This window comes from Massilia sp. CFBP9012, assembly GCF_034045115.1.
Taxonomy (GTDB): domain Bacteria; phylum Pseudomonadota; class Gammaproteobacteria; order Burkholderiales; family Burkholderiaceae_D; genus Telluria.
In genome coordinates, this window is the sequence record NZ_JAXCWM010000002.1 from 228,147 (window position 1) to 245,711 (window position 17,565).

15 protein-coding genes and 1 other RNA gene are annotated in these 17,565 nt (G+C 67.5%); 6 read left to right on the forward strand and 10 right to left on the reverse strand.

Annotated elements, in window-relative coordinates; all coding sequences use genetic code 11:
• Nucleotides 1-66 precede the first annotated feature (66 nt).
• The 5 genes from rpoH to SOM61_RS03730 form a co-directional block, all read right to left on the reverse strand.
• Nucleotides 67-957: an RNA polymerase sigma factor RpoH gene (gene rpoH, locus SOM61_RS03710; protein ID WP_320472843.1), complete on the reverse strand. Its 891-nt coding sequence runs from the start codon at nt 955-957 to the stop codon at nt 67-69.
• Between the two features lie 560 nt (nt 958-1,517).
• Entirely contained in the window at nt 1,518-2,447 is a 930-nt protein-coding gene (gene ftsX / locus SOM61_RS03715) for a permease-like cell division protein FtsX (protein WP_320472844.1), read from the reverse strand.
• Nucleotides 2,444-3,115, reverse strand: coding sequence for a cell division ATP-binding protein FtsE (locus SOM61_RS03720; RefSeq protein WP_147933712.1), 672 nt, complete (start codon nt 3,113-3,115; stop codon nt 2,444-2,446). The genes ftsX and SOM61_RS03720 overlap by 4 nt, the downstream gene beginning before the upstream one ends.
• A gap of 14 nt (nt 3,116-3,129) precedes the next feature.
• Nucleotides 3,130-4,236, reverse strand: coding sequence for a signal recognition particle-docking protein FtsY (ftsY, locus tag SOM61_RS03725; RefSeq protein ID WP_320472845.1), 1,107 nt, complete (start codon nt 4,234-4,236; stop codon nt 3,130-3,132).
• A gap of 107 nt (nt 4,237-4,343) precedes the next feature.
• Nucleotides 4,344-6,056: a thiamine pyrophosphate-binding protein gene (locus SOM61_RS03730; protein ID WP_320472846.1), complete on the reverse strand. Its 1,713-nt coding sequence runs from the start codon at nt 6,054-6,056 to the stop codon at nt 4,344-4,346.
• Nucleotides 6,057-6,209: 153 nt separating this feature from the next.
• Between SOM61_RS03730 and rnpB the strand changes: the two genes are divergently transcribed.
• From rnpB to SOM61_RS03760, 6 genes are all read left to right on the forward strand, one after another.
• An RNA gene (rnpB, locus tag SOM61_RS03735) (RNase P RNA component class A) lies at nt 6,210-6,558 on the forward strand.
• Between the two features lie 98 nt (nt 6,559-6,656).
• Complete coding sequence (gene glpK / locus SOM61_RS03740; RefSeq protein WP_320472847.1) at nt 6,657-8,162, forward strand: glycerol kinase GlpK; 1,506 nt, start codon at nt 6,657-6,659, stop codon at nt 8,160-8,162.
• Between the two features lie 173 nt (nt 8,163-8,335).
• Nucleotides 8,336-8,845 carry a Csu type fimbrial protein gene (locus SOM61_RS03745; protein ID WP_123069408.1) on the forward strand — a complete coding sequence of 170 codons (510 nt, stop codon included), beginning with the start codon at nt 8,336-8,338 and terminating at the stop codon, nt 8,843-8,845.
• Between the two features lie 11 nt (nt 8,846-8,856).
• Complete coding sequence (locus SOM61_RS03750; protein WP_320472848.1) at nt 8,857-9,576, forward strand: fimbrial biogenesis chaperone; 720 nt, start codon at nt 8,857-8,859, stop codon at nt 9,574-9,576.
• Nucleotides 9,577-9,589: 13 nt separating this feature from the next.
• On the forward strand, nt 9,590-12,037 hold the full coding sequence (locus SOM61_RS03755) for a fimbria/pilus outer membrane usher protein (protein WP_320472849.1): 2,448 nt from the start codon (nt 9,590-9,592) through the stop codon (nt 12,035-12,037).
• Nucleotides 12,038-12,053: 16 nt separating this feature from the next.
• Complete coding sequence (locus tag SOM61_RS03760) at nt 12,054-13,064, forward strand: Csu type fimbrial protein (RefSeq protein WP_320472850.1); 1,011 nt, start codon at nt 12,054-12,056, stop codon at nt 13,062-13,064.
• Between the two features lie 43 nt (nt 13,065-13,107).
• Here SOM61_RS03760 and SOM61_RS03765 read toward each other — a convergent pair whose 3' ends face one another.
• From SOM61_RS03765 to SOM61_RS03785, 5 genes are read right to left on the reverse strand one after another with little or no spacing between them, the layout of a single operon-like run.
• Nucleotides 13,108-13,875, reverse strand: coding sequence for an ABC transporter permease (locus SOM61_RS03765; protein WP_320472851.1), 768 nt, complete (start codon nt 13,873-13,875; stop codon nt 13,108-13,110).
• 2 nt (nt 13,876-13,877) lie between these two features.
• Nucleotides 13,878-15,104, reverse strand: a complete 1,227-nt coding sequence (locus SOM61_RS03770) for an ABC transporter substrate-binding protein (RefSeq protein ID WP_320472852.1) — start codon at nt 15,102-15,104, stop codon at nt 13,878-13,880.
• 41 nt (nt 15,105-15,145) lie between these two features.
• Nucleotides 15,146-15,928, reverse strand: a complete 783-nt coding sequence (locus SOM61_RS03775; protein ID WP_320472853.1) for an ABC transporter ATP-binding protein — start codon at nt 15,926-15,928, stop codon at nt 15,146-15,148.
• On the reverse strand, nt 15,925-17,007 hold the full coding sequence (locus SOM61_RS03780; protein ID WP_320472854.1) for an acyl-CoA dehydrogenase family protein: 1,083 nt from the start codon (nt 17,005-17,007) through the stop codon (nt 15,925-15,927). The genes SOM61_RS03775 and SOM61_RS03780 overlap by 4 nt, the downstream gene beginning before the upstream one ends.
• The gene (locus tag SOM61_RS03785; protein ID WP_147933721.1) at nt 17,007-17,561 is read right to left on the reverse strand and encodes a carboxymuconolactone decarboxylase family protein; all 555 of its coding nucleotides are present in this window, start codon (nt 17,559-17,561) and stop codon (nt 17,007-17,009) included. The genes SOM61_RS03780 and SOM61_RS03785 overlap by 1 nt, the downstream gene beginning before the upstream one ends.
• Nucleotides 17,562-17,565: the final 4 nt, after the last annotated feature.

Consider the following 17,565-nt stretch of genomic DNA (forward strand, 5'->3'; position numbering starts at 1 on the left):
CAGTCTACGCATGCAGTACTTGGGTCCCCGCCTGCGCGGGGACGACGGTGGCTGAAGGTGGGTCGCTTACACGTAAGCCGCCAGCGCGCCTTTCATCTTCTTGAGCGCGGCCGATTCGATCTGGCGGATGCGCTCGGCCGAGACGCTGAACTCTTCGGCCAGCGTATGCAGCGTGGCGCCCGAGCCGTCGTCGTTGGCCAGCCAGCGCGCCTCGATGATGCGGCGCGAACGCGGGTCGAGCTTGCCCAGCGCGGTTTCCAGGCCTTCGGACTGCAGGCGGGTGACCTGCTGGGCTTCGAGCACCTTGGTCGGTTCCTGCTGGTCCGACGACAGATAGGCGATCGGCGAGAACTTGTCGTCTTCGTCGTCGGTCGGCGATTCCAGCGCGATGTCGCGGCCCGACAGACGGGTTTCCATCTCGATCACTTCTTCGCGCTTGACGCCCAGCAGCTTGGCCAAGTCGTCGACCTGGCCCGGCGACATCGCGTCCAGGCCGGTCTTGTTGCTGCGCAGGTTGAAGAACAGCTTGCGCTGTGCCTTGGTCGTGGCAACCTTTACCAAGCGCCAGTTTTTGAGAATGTATTCATGCATCTCGGCCTTGATCCAGTGCATGGCATACGACACCAGGCGCACGCCTTGGTTCGGGTCGAAGCGCTTGACCGCCTTCATCAGGCCGATATTGCCTTCCTGGATCAGGTCGGCGTGTGGCAGGCCATAGCCCAGATAGCCGCGCGCGATCGATACCACCAGGCGCAGGTGCGACAGCACCAGCTTTTGCGCCGCGTCGAGATCATGGTCGTCGCGCAGCCGCTTTGCCAGCGATACTTCTTCTTCGTGCGTCAGCATCGGCAGGCGGTTGACGGCCGAGATATAGGCGTCGATATTGCCCAGATTGCCGGTGAAACCCAGTCCCAGAGCACGACTGCCGGTCGGAACCAATGCGGATTGTGCGGACATATTCATTTCCCTCGTAGTAATCTTGCTGCATCCTTAATGTGCCATAACTTATTGCCTTGCGGCACTGCTGTTACGGCTTGTTACCTGGATGCGTAACTTGAATTTCGATTGCCTTGAGCCATATATTAGCACTCACCCGGGGAGAGTGCCAGAAGTGGTCCCGGCGCTTAAGATTGTTCAAAGTATTGCTCCAGGGAACCAAATTGCCGACGGTTCCACTGTAGAGCAGCTCTTGCATGTTCAGTTGATTCGGCTCAAAAGTGAGCCAGGAATGACTGGAATAACGTTAGATACAGCTTACGGCCGGTGGGGCACGTATTCTGTTGGATGGCGCACGTAGCCACGGCGCTGCCTGTAGGACTTATGCGCGTGGAAGCGTAGGGGATGGCAGCTAGGCCGTAGGATTCATTGCGATATCACGCGACGAGGTCTTGTCCAGTAATGGGGCAGGCAGCCACACAGGAGGGCCGCCTAGCCCTGCTACCACACATGGTGATGCTTATCGCGTTTTCAATACCATCCCGACAGTTTTTTAATCTGCAAGATTGTAGGACCGCCGTTCAACGCTGGCGCGCCAGGTGACGCCGCACCGACAGCAGGGCGCCGATCAGGCCCAACCCGGCGCTGACCGCCAGCAGGCCGGCGACTTCAAGTGCCCCCAGCGCTGCCAGCTGGAAATTCGAGCCGTACAGGCGGGCGAATTCCCCGATCGCGCCGTTCAGCGGACGCAGGGCCAGGGTCACCGCGCCCAGCGCCACCGCGCCGGCGCACAGGCCGAGCAGGGCGCCGGTATAGAAGAACGGACGGTGTATGAAATCGTTGGTTGCGCCCAGCAGTTGCGAGACCGAGATTTCTTCTTTCTGGGTCAGCACCTGCAGGCGGATCGTATTGAATACGACCGCGATCACGACGATGCCCAGGGTGGCCGCCAGCAGCAGCAGCGCCAGGCGCAGGATGGCCAGCATCGCGGCCAGGCGCTTGACCCAGGCCGAATCGACCTGCACCGTCTCCACGCCCGGCAGTGCGGCCAGGCGCTCGGTAATCAGGTCCACCTGGTCGGCGGCGCCGGCGCTGGCGAAGCCGCCGAGCTTCATCACATAGCTATCAGGCAAGGGATTGTCGCCCAAGGTTTCCAGCACGTCGCCCAGGCCGCTACGCTCCTTGAGCGAAGCGAGCGCCTGCTCGCGCGGTACGAAGGCGATTTCCGCATCCTTCCCACCCTGCGGTGCGACGAGCTGGCGGATGCGCGGCGCCAGCGCCTCGGCATCGGCGCGGCTGGCGTCGTCGCGCATGAACAGGCTGATCTCGGGATCGACCGATAATTGCTCGGACAGGGGACGCACATTGTCGAGCAGGGTGATGCCCGCGAACGGCAGGGTCAGCGCGAGCGCGACCACCAGCACGTTGAACAGGAAGCTGCCGGGCGACTTGCGCACCGTCGACAGCGCGGCCCCGAGGGCGAAGCGGTGCTGACGCAGCCACGGGCTCATGCCGCACCTCCGACCAGCTGGCCTTGTTCGAGGCGGATCACCCGCGTGCTGCCTGCCAGCACTTGCTCGTCGTGGGTCGAGATGACGCAGGTGACGCCGGCGGCGTGGAAGGCGCGCAGCGCATCGAGCACCTTGTCGGCCGCCACGCGGTCGAGATTGGCGGTCGGTTCGTCGGCCAGGATGATCTGCGGCCGGTTGACGATCGCGCGCGCGACCGCCACCCGCTGCTGTTCGCCGCCCGACAGTTCGAGCGGCATCGCCCTGGCGCGGTCGAGCAGGCCGACCCGGTCGAGCGCGGCGCGGGCGCGCTGCGCGGCGTCGGCGGTGCGGGCGCCCGTCACCAGCAGGGGCAGCATGGTGTTGGCCAGGATGTTGCGGTCGTTGAGCAGGCGCTGCTGCTGGAAGATGATGCCGATATTCCGGCGCAGGAAGGGAATCCCGGCCGGCTTGATGCGGCCGATGTCCTGGCCGTTGACGATCACCTTGCCGCTGCTGGGACGCTCGACCGCCGCCACCATCTTCATGAGGGTCGACTTGCCGGCGCCCGACGGGCCGGCCAGGTAGACCAGTTCGCCCTTGGCGATGTCGAGCGAGACGTCGTGCAGTGCATACGCGCCGCGCGCATCGCCGTGGGTGTACTGTTTGGATACCGACTGGAATGCGATCATGGGTTTCCGTTCCGTCAGCCGAGCAGCGCTTCGACGAATTCTTCTGCGTTGAATGGCTGCAGGTCTTCCAGCTTCTCGCCGACGCCGATGAAGTACACGGGGATCGGACGGGTGCGTGCAATCGCCGCCAGCACACCGCCCTTGGCGGTGCCGTCCAGCTTGGTCACGACGAGGCCGGTCAGTTGCAGGGCGTCGTCGAAGGCCTTTACTTGCGCCAGCGCGTTCTGGCCGGTATTGCCGTCGATGACGAGCAGGGTCTCGTGCGGCGCGCCGTCCATGCCCTTGCCGATCACGCGCTTGATCTTCTTGAGTTCTTCCATCAGGTGCAGCTGGGTCGGCAGGCGGCCGGCGGTGTCGACCATGACGACGTTCGTGCCGCGCGCCTTGCCCGACTGCACCGCGTCGAAGGCAACGGCGGCCGGGTCGCCCGAGGCCTGCGAGATCACGGTGACGTTGTTGCGCTGGCCCCAGACCATCAATTGCTCGCGCGCGGCGGCGCGGAAGGTGTCGCCGGCGGCCAGCAGCACCGACTGGTCGAAGCCTTGCATATGCTTGGCCAGCTTGCCGATGGTGGTGGTCTTGCCGGCGCCGTTGACGCCCGAGATCATCATGACCAGCGGTTCGTGGCGGCCCAGCTCCAGCGGCTTCTGCAGCGGCAGCAGCAGGTCGATCATCAGCGCCTTGAGCGCGGCCTTGACGGCGGCGGCGTCCAGCAGCTTGTCTTCCTTGACCTTGCGCCGCAACTCACCCAGCAGGTGCTCGGTGGCGTCCATGCCGGCGTCCGACATCAGCAGCGCCGCCTCGAGTTCCTCGTACAGGTCTTCGTCGATACGGGCGCCGACGAACAGCAGGGACAGGTTGCTCGAGGTCTTGGACAGGCCGGCCTTCAGGCGCCTCATCCACGAAGTCTTCTTTTCAGCCTCGGTGGTCGGGCGTTCGGCGGTTTCGGGGAACAGGTTGGCGCCTTCGTGCAGGACGCTGGCTTCGGCGACCACCGGGGCCGCGGCGATCGGCGCCGGGGCAGGAGCGGCGACGGGTGCGGGCGTGGCCGGCACGACCGGCACGACCGGTTCCGGCGCCGGTGCGTCGGGCGCTTTTTTTCTCTTGAAGAAGCTAAACATAGTGTCTGGTGGCGGGACTGCGTGCGGACGCCGGCATGGCCGGCGATGAGAAAACTAGCGAATATTTTACCAGAGCAGCAATACGCAACCCGATTGCACACAAGCGTTCAGCTGCCGGCCCTCGCGCTTTCCGCCTGCTTGCGGATCGTCTCCAGCGTGGCGTTCGGGGTGATCAGGTTGCCGTCGTAGCGCAATTCGATCACGGCCGGCAGCTTGCGCTGGTCGGCATGCTCGAGGGCGCGCTGCAGCGCCGGCGCGAAATCCTCGGTCCTGTCTACGACTTCCCCATGGCCGCCGTAGGCGCGCGCCAGGGCGGCGAAGTCCGGATTGTGCAGGCCGGTGCCCGACACGCGGCCCGGATAGCTGCGTTCCTGGTGCATGCGGATGGTGCCGAACATATTGTTATTAAAGACCAGGATCACGACGCCGGCGCCATACTGGACGGCGGTCGCCAGTTCCTGGCCCGTCATCATGAACTCGCCGTCGCCGGCGAAGGTCACCACGGCGCGCTCTGGCCACACGATCTTGGCCGCCACGCCGGCCGGCACGGCGTAACCCATCGCGCCGTTGGTCGGCGCCAGCTGGGTGCGCATGCCGCCGTAGCGATAGAAGCGGTGCGCCCACGAGGCGTAGTTGCCGGCGCCGTTGGTAATGATGGCGTCGTGCGGCAGTTGATCCATCAAGTCCTGCACCACCTGCCACAGGTCGAGCGGCACGCCTTCCTTCAGCAGCGCCGGCTGCGCCTGCCAGGCGGCCAACTCCGACTTCGCCTCGGCCACGCTGTCCTGCCATGCCGTGGCGTCGCTTGGCTCCATCGCGGCCAGCATGGCGCAGGCTTGCGGCATGCCGCTGGCGATCATCAGTTCGGCCTGGTAGACGCTGCCCAGTTCTTCAGGGTCAGGGTGGATGTGGACCAGGCGCTGGAGCGGCACCGGCGAATCGAGCAGCGTGTAGCCGCCGGTCGTCATCTCGCCCAGGCGCGGGCCGATGGCGATCACCAGGTCGGCCTCTTTGACGCGCGCGGCCAGCTTGGGGTTGATGCCGATGCCGACGTCGCCGACATAGTTCGGGTGCGCATTGTCGAGCAGGTCCTGGAAGCGGAAGGTGCAGCCCACCGGCAAGTGGTTCGCTTCGGCGAAGCGGGCCAGGTCGGCGCAGGCCTGCGCGTTCCAGGTGCCGCCGCCCAGCAGCACGATCGGCCGTTGGGCTTCTTGCAGCATGGCGCGCAGGCGGGCGATCTGCTCGCCCGACGGCGCGCCGTGCGACGGCTGGTAGGGGCGGGTGTCGGCGACTGCCGCCGTCGAGACCAGCATGTCTTCCGGCAGCGCCAGCACCACCGGACCGGGACGGCCGCTGGTGGCCACCTGGAAGGCGCGCGCCATGTATTCGGGGATGCGGTCGGCGCGATCGATCTGGGCCACCCATTTCGCCATCTGGCCATACATGCGCCGGTAGTCGATTTCCTGGAAGGCTTCGCGGTCGACGAAGTCGTTGCCGACCTGGCCGATGAACAGGATCATCGGCGTGGAGTCCTGGAATGCGGTGTGCACGCCGATCGAGGCATTGGTGGCGCCGGGACCGCGAGTGACGAAGCAGATGCCGGGCTTGCCGGTCATCTTGCCGTAGGCCTCGGCCATGAATGCCGCGCCCCCTTCCTGGCGGTTGATCACGAAGCGGATGTTCGAGTCGTGCAGCGCATCGAGCACGTCCAGGTAGCTTTCGCCGGGGACACCGAAGGCGGTGTCGACGCCGTGGACGTGGAGCGCATCGACCAGGAGCTGGCCGCCGGTGCGGGAAGGGTGCAGGGAAGTGGAGGGCATGGGGTGCGTCATCCTTGTCAAAGAGGCTTTCCGGGCATTCTAGGTGAGCGGCCCGCGAACGGCTTTTGAAATGGCGACATCAAATTACAGAAACGGCAAGGCCATGGCAGCGCAACGCCCGGCGTGACCCCGCATCGGGTACAATGCGCCCGTGAAGCAGGCCAGGCAGTCGCTGGTCCACGCCGCAAGGTCGTGGACGGGAGGAAGGTCCGGACTCCACAGAGCGGGGTGACGGTTAACGGCCGTCCGCTGAAAGCCGTCTGGCGCAAGCCAGCGGTATAAGGCGAGGAATAGGGCCACAGAGACGAGCGTATTAAGTTACGGTGAAACGCGGTAACCTCCACCTGGAGCAATTCCAAATAGGCACGCGTTGATGTTGCTCGCGGAGCGTGCGGGTAGGAAGCTTGAGCGCTGGAGTAATCCAGCGCCTAGAGGAATGATTGTCCATGCGTCACCGCAAGGTGGCGTTACACAGAATCCGGCCTATCGGTCTGCTTTACTTATAATTCCCGAGGCGCGTGACCCACGCGCCTTGTCGACGGTCGTCCCGGACCGCTGTGCACTGGCGTTCCGCGCCGGCTGCGCTGTCCGGAGATGCCATTGACCCAGTACATCCTCGCCCTCGACCAGGGCACGACCAGCTCGCGCGCCATCCTGTTCGACCGCGCCGGCCTGCCGGTGGCCAGCTGCCAAAGAGAGTACCCCCAATATTTTCCCCAGCCCGGCTGGGTCGAGCACGACCCGCTCGATATCTGGCACAGCCAGCTCGCCTGCGCGCGCGAAGCGCTGGTGCAAGGCGGCGTCCGGGCCACGCAAGTGGCCGCGATCGGCATCGCCAACCAGCGCGAGACCACGCTCCTGTGGGACCGCGCGACCGGCGAACCGGTGGCCAAGGCCATCGTGTGGCAAGACCGGCGCACCGCCGGCGCCTGCGACCGCCTGCGCGAGGCGGGCAAGGCTACATTGATCCAGGAACGCTCGGGCCTCGAACTCGACGCCTATTTTTCCGCCACCAAATTGCAATGGCTGCTCGACCACGTGCCCGGCGCGCGCAGCCGGGCCGACAGGGGCGAGCTGGCCTTCGGCACCGTCGACAGCTGGCTGGTGTGGCGCCTGTGCGGCCGCCACGTCACCGACACCAGCAATGCCGCGCGCACGATGCTGTTCAATATTCATACGCTGGCCTGGGACGACGACTTGCTGGCGCTGTTCGACATCCCGCGCGCGCTGCTGCCCGAGGTCGTCCCCAGCGCCGGCGTCGTCGGGCTGGCGGCCCAGGAGTGGTTCGGCCATGCGATCCCGATCGCCGGCATTGCCGGGGACCAGCAGGCCGCCACCTTCGGCCAGGCCTGCCACCGCAAGGGCCTGGTCAAGAATACCTACGGCACCGGCTGTTTCATGCTGATGCATGCCGGTGTAGCAGGACAAGATCCGGCGCCGGTGTCGCACAACCGCCTGCTGGCGACGGTCGGCTGGACGGTAGCGGGCCGCACCGACTACCTGCTCGAGGGCAGCGTCTTCATGGGCGGCGCCACCGTGCAATGGCTGCGCGACGGCCTGGGCATCATCCGCCAGTCGCATGAGGTGGAGGCCCTCGCCACCAGCGTGCCCGACAGCGGCGGGGTGATGCTGGTGCCGGCCTTTACCGGTCTCGGCGCACCGCACTGGGATCCGTATGCGCGCGGCACCATCCTCGGCATGACGCGCGGCACAAGCGCCGCCCACATCGCGCGCGCCGCGGTCGAGGCCATCGCCTACCAGAGCGCCGAACTGCTGGAAGCGATGCAGAGGGACGCCGCCTGCGCCGTCACCGAACTGCGCGCCGACGGCGGCGCCGCGCGCAACGACCTGCTGATGCAGTTCCAGGCCGACCTGCTCGGCGTCGAGGTGGTGCGCCCGCGCGTCACCGAGACCACGGCACTGGGCGCGGCCTACCTGGCCGGCCTGGCGTGTGGCTACTGGGAATCGCTGGAGGCGATCGAGGCGCAGTGGCAGGTCGAGCGCCGCTATGCGCCCTGCATGGATGCCGGCCGCCGCGCCGAACTGATGGCGCGCTGGGGGCGGGCGGTGGAGCATGCGCGTTCCTGGGCCACGCCGGAAGACTGAGGTCATTTGTAGCATTTTCACCACGCTGTTGTATAAAACCAGCAAAATTGAAATAGTCAGCAAAAGTGATGAAAAGCATTTGATTCCGTACGGAAACGAGGTATCATATTTTCCGAGTTGAGCAATTCTGTGTGCGTCATGGTGATCGCGCCCTCAACGACTGGAGAAAAAAAATGATGACGACCTCGAACCGTAACCGCGTATTGGCTGCTGTCCTGGCTGCCATCATGCCTTTCACCGGCAGCGCCGCTTTCGCCGCCACCAAGACCGCGACCTTCGACGTCACGATGCGCGTCGTCGCCGACTGCACGATCGCCGCCACCGGCATCGACTTCGGCCAGTCGGGTGTCATCACCGCGGCGATCTCGGGCCAGTCGAACATCAATGTGACATGCACCAACACTACGCCTTACAATGTCGGTCTGGATGCCGGCACCGGCGTCGGCTCGTCCGGCACCTCCCGTTTCCTGAACGGTAGCGGCGCGAACACCGACACCGTGAAGGTCAACCTGTACCGTGCGCCGGGCTCGGGCCTGTGGGGCAACACCCAGGGCACCGACACCCTGGCCGGCACCGGCAACGGCAATGCCCAGAGCCTGACCGTGTACGGCGAAATCCCGGTGCAGAAGTCGCCGACCCCAGACAGCTATAAATCGACCATTACTGCGACCATCTACTTCTGATCGGAGTCTGCATGCGAGGTATCCGCTGCGCCGCTTTCGCGGCCGCCCTGTTGAGCTGCACCGTGGCGCAGGGCGCCAACCTGCAGATTTCTCCCGTCTCGATCAGCTTCCAGCCGGGACAGAACTCGGCCGGTATCCAATTGCAGAACAATGGCGATACTCCCTTGTACGGCCAGGTGCGCGTGTACGCGTGGGACCAGCGCGACGGCGTCGATGCGCTGAACCCGACCACCGAGCTGGTGGCCAGCCCGCCGATCATCGAGATCGCCGCCAACAGCACCCAGACCATCCGCCTGGTGCGCCGCCCCGGCGCCGCCGCGGGCGGGGCCGAGCAGACCTACCGCATCCTGATCGACGAACTGCCACGCGGCGACAGCCCGCAGAGCAACGTCGCGATCCGCCTCCAGTATTCGGTGCCGGCCTTCGTGCTGCCGGCCGACACCCAGGCCGCGCCGGCCCTCGAATGGAGCACCTTCCAGCGCGACGGCGCCTGGCACCTGCGCGCCCGCAACAGCGGCGCCCTGCATGCCCAGATCGGCGCCACCAGCGTGCGCGTGGGCGAGCGTACCGTCGAACTGAGCAAGGGCCTGCTGGGCTATGCGCTGCCCGGCCGCGCGCGCGAATGGCAGCTGCCGCCCGACGTGGCCGGCGCCATGCCGGCGCCGCTGGCGATCCAGGCCACCGTCAATACCCGGCCGCAGTCCGCCAGCGCCGCCGTCGTGCGGGACTGACGCCCGTGCCGCGATGCTGACCGGCCGCCTGCCATGGCGGGTGCGGCCACCGGCTTGCCTGCCGGCGGGCGCGCTGGTCCTTGGCCTGGCCCTGAGTCCGATCGCCGCCGCCGTCGCCCAGACCGCGGCGGTGTCTTCATCTTCCGCCGTCGCCCCCGCATCGCCATCCAACGTCGTCGCCGCGCCCTCCGCGCAGCCGGTCGAGCTGTTCCTCGAGGCCAGCATCGACGGCCAGCCCACGGGCCTGCTCGTGTCCGTGTTCCAGCAGGGCGCGAGCCTGCGCATGACGGTCGACACCCTGCGCGAACTGGGCCTGGACCCGGCCCGCTTCGGCGTGGCCGGCCGCAGCGACTTCTTGCTCGACGAGGTGCGCGGCCTGAACTGGGCCTACGACCCGGCGGCCCAGACCCTGTCGCTGACCCTGGTCGACACGCTGCGCGAGCGGCGTGTGCTCAGCGCGCACACGGCGCGCCCGGCCGGCGAGGCCCAGGCCAGCCGCGGCATGCTGCTCAACTACAACCTGTTCGGCCAGAGCACCGGCGGCTCGCTGGCCGGCACCCTCGACCTGCGCTATTTCGACCGTCACGGTTCGCTTAACAGCACCGGCGCCGCGGTGGTGCGCGGCGCCGGTCGCGGCTATACCCGCTACGACACCAGCTGGGTGCAATCCTCGCAGGACAAGCTGTCGACCTGGCAGGTGGGCGACACCGTCGCGCCGTCGCTTTCCTGGACCCGCGCGATGCGCCTGGGCGGCATCGAGTGGCGCCGCAACTTCGAGCTGCGGCCTGACCTGGTCACCTATCCGGTGGCCTCGGTGGCCGGTTCGGCCGTGGTGCCCAGCAGCGTCGACCTGTACGTGAACGGCGTGCGCCAGTTCAGCGCCGAGGTGCCGACCGGTCCCTTCGTGGTCGACCAGGTGGCGGGCCTGAACGGCGCCGGCCAGGCCACCGTGATCACGCGCGATGCCCTCGGACGCCAGGTCGCCACCACCTTGCCGCTGTACGTCGACACCCGGCTGCTGGCGCGCGGCCTGTCCGATTTCGCCATCTCGGCCGGCGCGCTGCGGCGCGACTACGGCGTGGATTCGTTCAGCTATGGCGGCCCGGCGGCGATCGCGTCCTGGCGCCACGGCTGGAGCGACACCCTGACCCTCGAAGGGCATGCCGAAGCCGGGCGCGGCCTGGTGCAGGCCGGCGGCGGCGTGCTCAAGCGCATCGAGGGCGCCGGCGTCGCCAGCGCCGCCCTGGCCGCGAGCAGCGGCCGCCATCGCGGCTGGCAGGCCAGCCTCGGCTACCAGTACGTGGCGCCGCGCTTCGCCTTCGACTGGCAGTCGGTGCGCGCCAGCGCCGGCTACGGTGACCTGGGCGTGCTCGAGGGCGTGCCGGTGGCGCGCGCCACCGACCGCGCCAGCCTGAGCACCAGCTGGCGCGGCAACAGCCTGAGCGTCAACCTGATCCAGCTGCGCTTGCCCACGCAGACCGGCCTGGGCCCGGTCACCGACCCGCTCGGCCCGATCGGCTCGCCGGAAGACACGCCACCCGTCACGCGCACCGTGTCGCTGGGCTGGTCGCGCAGCATCGGCCAGCGCGGCTACCTGAGCGTCGGCGCCTTCCAGGACCTGGAGCGCCGCACCGAGCGCGGCATCACCGCCACCTTCAGCATGGCCTTCGATTCGCGCGTTTCGTTCAACAGCAACGGCGGCCGCCAGCGCGGCGAGAAGGTGGGCGCGGTGTCGCTGTCGCGCGCCCCCGACTTCGAGGGCGGCCTGGGCTGGGCGCTGCAGGCCGGCACGTCCGGCGCGCAGCGCTACGACCAGGCCCAGGTCCAGTACCTCGGCTCGCACGGCCGCGCCGCGATCTCGACCCAGCGCGTGGGCGGCAATCGCAACACCAGCATGGACTTCAGCGGCGCGCTGGTGGCGATGGATGGCGCCGTGGTCGCGGCGCGCCAGGTTGGACGCGGCTTCGCCCTGGTCTCGGCCGGCGCGCCGGACCTGCCGGTGCTGCAGGACAACCGCCTGATCGGTCGCACCGACGGCAATGGCCGGCTGCTGGTGCCGGAGCTGCAGCCCTATGCCGCCAACCGGATCTCGATCGATCCATCGTCGCTGCCGCCCGACACCCGGGTCAGCGAAAGCAATATGGACGTGGTTCCGCGCCAGTACGCCGGCGTGGTCGCCCGGTTCGAGATCGAACGCTATGCGGCCGCGACCCTGATGCTGGTGGGCCCGGACGGCAAGGCGCCCGAAGTCGGCACCCGGGCGCGGCTGGAAGGCGGTGCGCAGGACGCCATGGTCGGTTACGATGGGGTGCTGTTCGTCGAGGGATTGAAGGAAAACAACCGCGTGCTGGTCGGCGCCGGCAAGGATGCCTGCGAGGTGCGTTTCGTGTACCGCGCGGTGGCGGGTGAGCTGCCGACCATCGGACCGCTGCAGTGCCGGCCCGTGCCTGGAGAAGAATGAAATGAATGAAACGACGATGTCTTTGCGAGCAACCGCGCTGCGTGCGCGCCTGATGCGGCTGGCGCTGGCGTTCGCCGCGCTGTGGCTGCTGGCCATTCCCGGCGCCCGCGCCAATAACTGCACCGCCACCATGACCGACGTCGATTTCGGCGTGATCAGCCCGCTGGCCAGCACCGATTACACGGCGCGCGGCACGCTGACCGTGACCTGCTTCTGGACCCTGGGACAGTCGCCGCTGCTGCTGCCGGCCGCCAACGTCTGCGTCAACCTGGGAGCGGGCAGCGGCGGCGGCACCGGCGATCCGCGCTACATGAACAATGCCGGCCGGCGCCTGGGCTTCAACCTGTACGCCGATCCCTCGTACACGGCACCCTGGCTGTGGGGCAGCAATACCAGTACCATCGGCGCCAAGCCGATCACCGGCACCCTGATCGGCCTGCTGGGGCTGGGCGGGGTGACGCAGAGCGTGACCATCTATGGCCGGATTCCCGCGTCCGCCCTGGCCGGCGTGGGCACCACCGGCAACGTCGACACCCTGTACACGGCCAGCTTCGCCGGCCACGGCACCTTGCAGTACGTGTTCGGCATCGACAAGCCATGCACGGCCGGCGTCACCGAGGCCTTCTCGTTCCAGGCGCGCGCCACCGTCACCAACAACTGCCTGATCGGCACCAGCAACCTGACCTTCGGCTCCGGCAGCCCGCTGGCCGAGATGCGCGCCAGCGCGCCGCTGAGCGTCACCTGCACCGCGGGCAACGCCTACCAGATCTCGCTCAACGGCGGCCAGGCGGGAAATCCGGCCGCGCGCACCATGAAGAACAGCGTCACCGGCGAGACGATGGGTTACCGGATATCTTCCACGCTGAACGGCACGGTCTGGGGCGACGGGACCGGCGGCACCACGGCGTACGGCGGCACCGGCAGCGGCAGCGCGCAGAACGTCATGATGTATGGCCTGGTGCCGCGCCAGCGCGCGCCGACGCCGGGGGATTACCGCGATACGGTGACGGTGCTGCTCACGTTCTGACAAGGCAAAAAAACCCCCGCGCGCGGCGGGGAAGGGCAGGGGTTCAGCGCAGCGGGTCGGACGGCACCGAATGCAGCCAGCGCGCATGCACGAAGCGCGCCGCGTAGTCGAGCGCATAACCCAGCAGACCGATCAGGATGATGGCGGCCGTCAGTTCCGAATACGCCAGGCGGTCGCGCGTATCGAGGATGAAGTAACCGAGGCCGGCGGACACGCCCAGCATCTCGGCCGGCACCAGCACGATCCAGATGATGCCGATCGCGAGGCGCACGCCGGTCAGGATTTGCGCCGTGATCCCCGGCAGCACCAGGCGCCAGATCACTTCCCACTTGGTGGCCGACAGCGAACGCGCCAGCAGCATCCAGTTGGGGTCGAGCTGGGCCACGCCGGCGGCGGTGCTGAGCATCAGCGGCCACACGGCGGCGAAGGCCAGCAAAAAGTAGACCGGCGCGTCGCCGACGCCCAGCACCATCACCGCCAGCGGCATCCATGACAGCGGCGAGACCATGCGCAGCAGCTGGAACAGCGGCGTGCTGGCCTGGCTGAAGGCCTTCGACATGCCGACCAGGATACCGAGCGGCACCCCGAACAGGATCGCAAAGCCCAGGCCCACGGCCACCCGCTTGAGGCTGGTGACCACGTGCAGCCATATATCGGGTCCCAGCACCATCACGTGGAAGGCCTTGAAGGTCTCGACTGGCGCGAACATCGCCGCGATCGGCGTGGTCTCTTCGAGTCCCTTGACGCCCCAGGACCACAGCAGCAGCGCGATCGCAAAGCCGGCGACCGGCCACAAAAAACGTCCCAGCATCGTCAGACCGCGATCGTCTCGGTGCGCAGCAGGTTGGCCGGCAGGCCGAACTTGGCCGGGCCGCCCACTGCCTGGATCGATTTACGCACGAAGCGGTCGTCGACCAGGTCGCGCGCCACGAACTTCGGATCGAGCTTGGCCAGGAAGCTGACGTCGCCTTCGACCTTGGTCTGGCCGATGGCGCGCACCAGTTCTTCCGTATAGGACGCGAACGGGAACGGCTGGAAGTCGATGCGGCGCTGGTTCCATGCCGGGTGGGCCACGATGCGGCGCTTTTCGTAGTCCGAATAATCGGTGGTGGCCAGCACCTTGGTCAGCGCCTGCAGATTGTGCGGCGTGTATTTGTTGGGGCCGGTCGCGGCCAGCAGCTTGGCCGTTTCCACCTGGTTCGAACGCGACCACAGCTGGGCGTTGACGATGGCATTGGTCACGCGCTGCGACCATTCCGGCTTGTCGTTCAGGTCGCGCTCGGCCAGGAAGGTCACGCAGCAGGCGTGGTTTTTCCAGACGTCGCCCGAGAAGCGCAGCACCTTGCCGATCTTCGCATTCTCGGCCGCCGCATTGAACGGCTCGGCCACGATGTAGCCGGCGATCGACTTGGTCGCCAGCGCCGACACCATTTCGGACGGCGCCAGCACAATCAGGTTAACCTCGTTAGGCTTGAGCACGGCGCCGCGTGCGCGGGTGACCACGCTCAGCTTGTTCGCGGTCAGGATCTTCTGCAGCAGGATGTTGTGGATCGAGTACCAGAACGGGATCGCGACCGTCTTGCCGCCCAGGTCGGCCACCGAATTGATCTCGTTCTGCACCGTCAGCGCCGAACCGTTGATGTGGTTCCAGGCCACCACCTTGGCCGGGAATTTCGAACCGTAGCGCACCCACAGGGTCGCCGGCGACAGCAGGTGGATCACGTTGACCTGGCCGGCCACGAAGGCCTCGATGATCTGGGCCCAGCTGCGGAACAGGCGCGGCGTCTCGACCTTCAGGCCCTGCTGCTCGAACAGCTTGCGGCCGTGCGCCACCAGCAGCGGCGCGGCGTCGGTGATCGGCAGGTAGCCGATCTTGACCGGCTGGTCGTCGCCCTTGAAGTTCTGCGCCGCGGCGTCGCCCGCGAACAGCAGCGGCGACGCCGCGGCGGCGCCGGTCAGGGCCGACATGCGCAGGAAGTCGCGCCGGGTCATGCCGCAGTCGCAGTCGGAAGAAGCGCAGATGTGGATCGAGTCGTTCATGGGTTTTCCTTTTATTTATTGTGCTTGCGTGGTTCGAAACGTCAGGCGCCTTCGCGCAGCGCCTTGATGATGTCCAGGCGCAGCCCGGCCACGCCCTCGGCGTATTCGTGGCGTGGCCGCGGCAGGTCGACCTTCCATTCGCGGACGATCTTGCCTGGCTGGCCGGGCTGGACCGCCATCAGCAAAATACGGTCAGCGACCAGGATCGCTTCGTCGATATCGTGGGTCACCAGCAACACAGCGGTATGCCAGCGGTGCACCAGGTCGACCAGCAGGGTCTGCATCTCGGCGCGCGTGATCGCGTCCAGCGCCGAGAACGGCTCGTCGGCAAACAATAGCTCGGGCTGGCGCGCCAGGGCGCGCGCCAGCGCCACGCGCTGGGCCTGGCCGCCGGACAGCTGGGCCGGATAGGCATGCGCGCGCGCCGCCAGGCCGACCGCCTCGATGGCCTCGACCACCCGCTGCTTGCGCGCGTCGCGGGCGATCGCCGGCTGGCGCGCGAAATCCAGGCCGAAGCCCACATTGCCTTCGACGTTCAGCCAGGGCAGCAGGCTCGGTTGCTGGAATACCAGCGCCGCGCGCGGGTGTGGTTCCAGCAGCGGCTCGCCCAAAAAGCTGACCTGGCCGGCCTGGGCCGGGGAGAGGCCCGCCAGGCCGCGCAGCAGGGTCGATTTACCGCAGCCGCTGCCGCCCAGCAGGCACACGATCTCGCGCTTGTCGATGGTGAGCGAAATGTCGTCGACCACGGTCTTGCCGCCGTAGCCGATGCTTAGGCCAAAGGCCGACAGCGCGGTCGCGCCTTGTTCGAGCACGGGCGCCGTCATGCCGCGGCGTGCTTCGCGAGTTCGACCTGCAGCTGGGTCAGGCTCGGGGTAACGATCGGGATGAAGGCCGATTCGCGCCAGCGGCGCGCGAAGCTGCGGTCGCGGTCGACCAGGTAGGCGCGGCCGCCGCTGGCCTGCAATTCGAGCATCACGGCTTGCTGGACGGATTCGGCCAGCGCGATGCGCAGCCGGAACATCGGCGCCGCGGCGGTCTTGAAGCGGCCATCGGCCACGCCATCCTTGAGCTGCGTCACCAGGTCTTCCAGTGCCAGCTGCTGGGCCACGATGCGTTCGAGCAGCGGGCCGCGCATGGCGGTCGACAGCGCATGCGCTGCGCGCAGGCTGGCGCGCGCCAGGCCGATCGACAGGCCGCATTGCAGGCCCAGGAAGGACGGACGCACGCCCGGCAGCCAGGCGCGCGCGTTCGGATGCAGCACTTCGCCTTCGCCGATCTGCACGCCCTCAATCTTGACCGCGGCGGTATTGCTGCCGCGCAGGGCCATCAGTTCGAGGTCGGGGCTGCGCGTGACGCCGGCGCTGTCGCTGATGAAGGCGACCACCGCGGGCGGCAGGTCGCCGGCGCAATTGACGGCGGCGGCGGCGATGAAGCCTTCCTTGCGCAGGTTGGTGATCCAGGCCAGCGAACCGTCGAGCTGCCAGCCGGCGTCGTTCGGGGTGGCCGTGATCTGCAGCGACTCGATCCCGGACAGGAATTTCATCGCGTTCGACAGGCCGGTGGCGCCGGCGAATTCGCCGCGCACCAGTGGGCCGATCCAGCGCGCGCGCATGGCCTCGTTAGGGCTTTGCAGCAGGTATTCGATGAAGGTGCGCTGGCCCCAGAACACGAAGGCGGCCGTGACCGAATGCTCGGCCACGGCCGCGATGGCGTCGATCGCGTCGATCGTGGCGCCGCCGCTGCCGCCCAGGTCTTGCGGTACGCCGACGGCGAACAGGCCGGCGCCGGCCAGGCGCGGCACGACTTCGCTCGCCAGCGCGGGCGTGCTGTCCAGTTCATCCGCATTGGCCTGCAGCCACTCGGCCAGGGCTGGCGGCAGCGTCGTTTGTTCGCCGTTCGACATCAGATGGCTCCGCTGGCGAAGGGCTGCAGCTGCGGGTTGATCGCGCTGCCGGCCAGGGTGTTGGCGAAGTTGCACAGGGTGGCCAGGCTGATGCCCAGCACGACCTCCAACGCCTGCTGGTCGTTGTAGCCGGCGGCCTTGAAGGCGGCCAGGGCATCGTCGCTCACGCCGCCGCGGGTGGCGATGACGGCTTCCGAGAACTGGCGCACAGCGTCGAGTTTCGCGTCGCCGGTATCCTGGCCTTGCTGCATGGCGCGGACGGTCTCGACCGGCAGCTGGGCTTTCTTGAGGGCGATGGCGGTGTGGCCGGCGATGCAGAAGTCGCAGCCGTGGATGCGGGCGGCGGTGATCTGCACGACTTCGCGTTCCGGCAGGGTGAGGCTGGTCTCGGCGTTGATGCCCGACACCGTCATATAGGTCTGCAGCGCCTGCGGCGAATTGGCCAGCACGCCGATCAGGTTCGGCAGGAAGCCGTTGTTGGCGACGGCCTTGTCCACGAACGGACGGCTGCCTTCTGGCGCGGTTTCTTGGGTATGCAGGGTCAGGCGGGACATGGCG

Bases quoted from the DNA above. Each gene is read 5' to 3' on its own strand.
- SOM61_RS03770 (WP_320472852.1), bottom strand. From the start codon at position 15,104: ATGAACGACTCGATCCACATCTGCGCTTCTTCCGACTGCGACTGCGGC.
- ftsX (WP_320472844.1), bottom strand. From the start codon at position 2,447: ATGAGCCCGTGGCTGCGTCAGCACCGCTTCGCCCTCGGGGCCGCGCTG.
- SOM61_RS03745 (WP_123069408.1), top strand. From the start codon at position 8,336: ATGATGACGACCTCGAACCGTAACCGCGTATTGGCTGCTGTCCTGGCT.
- SOM61_RS03755 (WP_320472849.1), top strand. From the start codon at position 9,590: ATGCTGACCGGCCGCCTGCCATGGCGGGTGCGGCCACCGGCTTGCCTG.
- SOM61_RS03780 (WP_320472854.1), bottom strand. From the start codon at position 17,007: ATGTCGAACGGCGAACAAACGACGCTGCCGCCAGCCCTGGCCGAGTGG.
- SOM61_RS03775 (WP_320472853.1), bottom strand. From the start codon at position 15,928: ATGACGGCGCCCGTGCTCGAACAAGGCGCGACCGCGCTGTCGGCCTTT.
- SOM61_RS03730 (WP_320472846.1), bottom strand. From the start codon at position 6,056: ATGCCCTCCACTTCCCTGCACCCTTCCCGCACCGGCGGCCAGCTCCTG.
- SOM61_RS03750 (WP_320472848.1), top strand. From the start codon at position 8,857: ATGCGAGGTATCCGCTGCGCCGCTTTCGCGGCCGCCCTGTTGAGCTGC.
- SOM61_RS03720 (WP_147933712.1), bottom strand. From the start codon at position 3,115: ATGATCGCATTCCAGTCGGTATCCAAACAGTACACCCACGGCGATGCG.
- SOM61_RS03765 (WP_320472851.1), bottom strand. From the start codon at position 13,875: ATGCTGGGACGTTTTTTGTGGCCGGTCGCCGGCTTTGCGATCGCGCTG.
- rpoH (WP_320472843.1), bottom strand. From the start codon at position 957: ATGTCCGCACAATCCGCATTGGTTCCGACCGGCAGTCGTGCTCTGGGA.
- ftsY (WP_320472845.1), bottom strand. From the start codon at position 4,236: ATGTTTAGCTTCTTCAAGAGAAAAAAAGCGCCCGACGCACCGGCGCCG.
- SOM61_RS03785 (WP_147933721.1), bottom strand. From the start codon at position 17,561: ATGTCCCGCCTGACCCTGCATACCCAAGAAACCGCGCCAGAAGGCAGC.
- SOM61_RS03760 (WP_320472850.1), top strand. From the start codon at position 12,054: ATGTCTTTGCGAGCAACCGCGCTGCGTGCGCGCCTGATGCGGCTGGCG.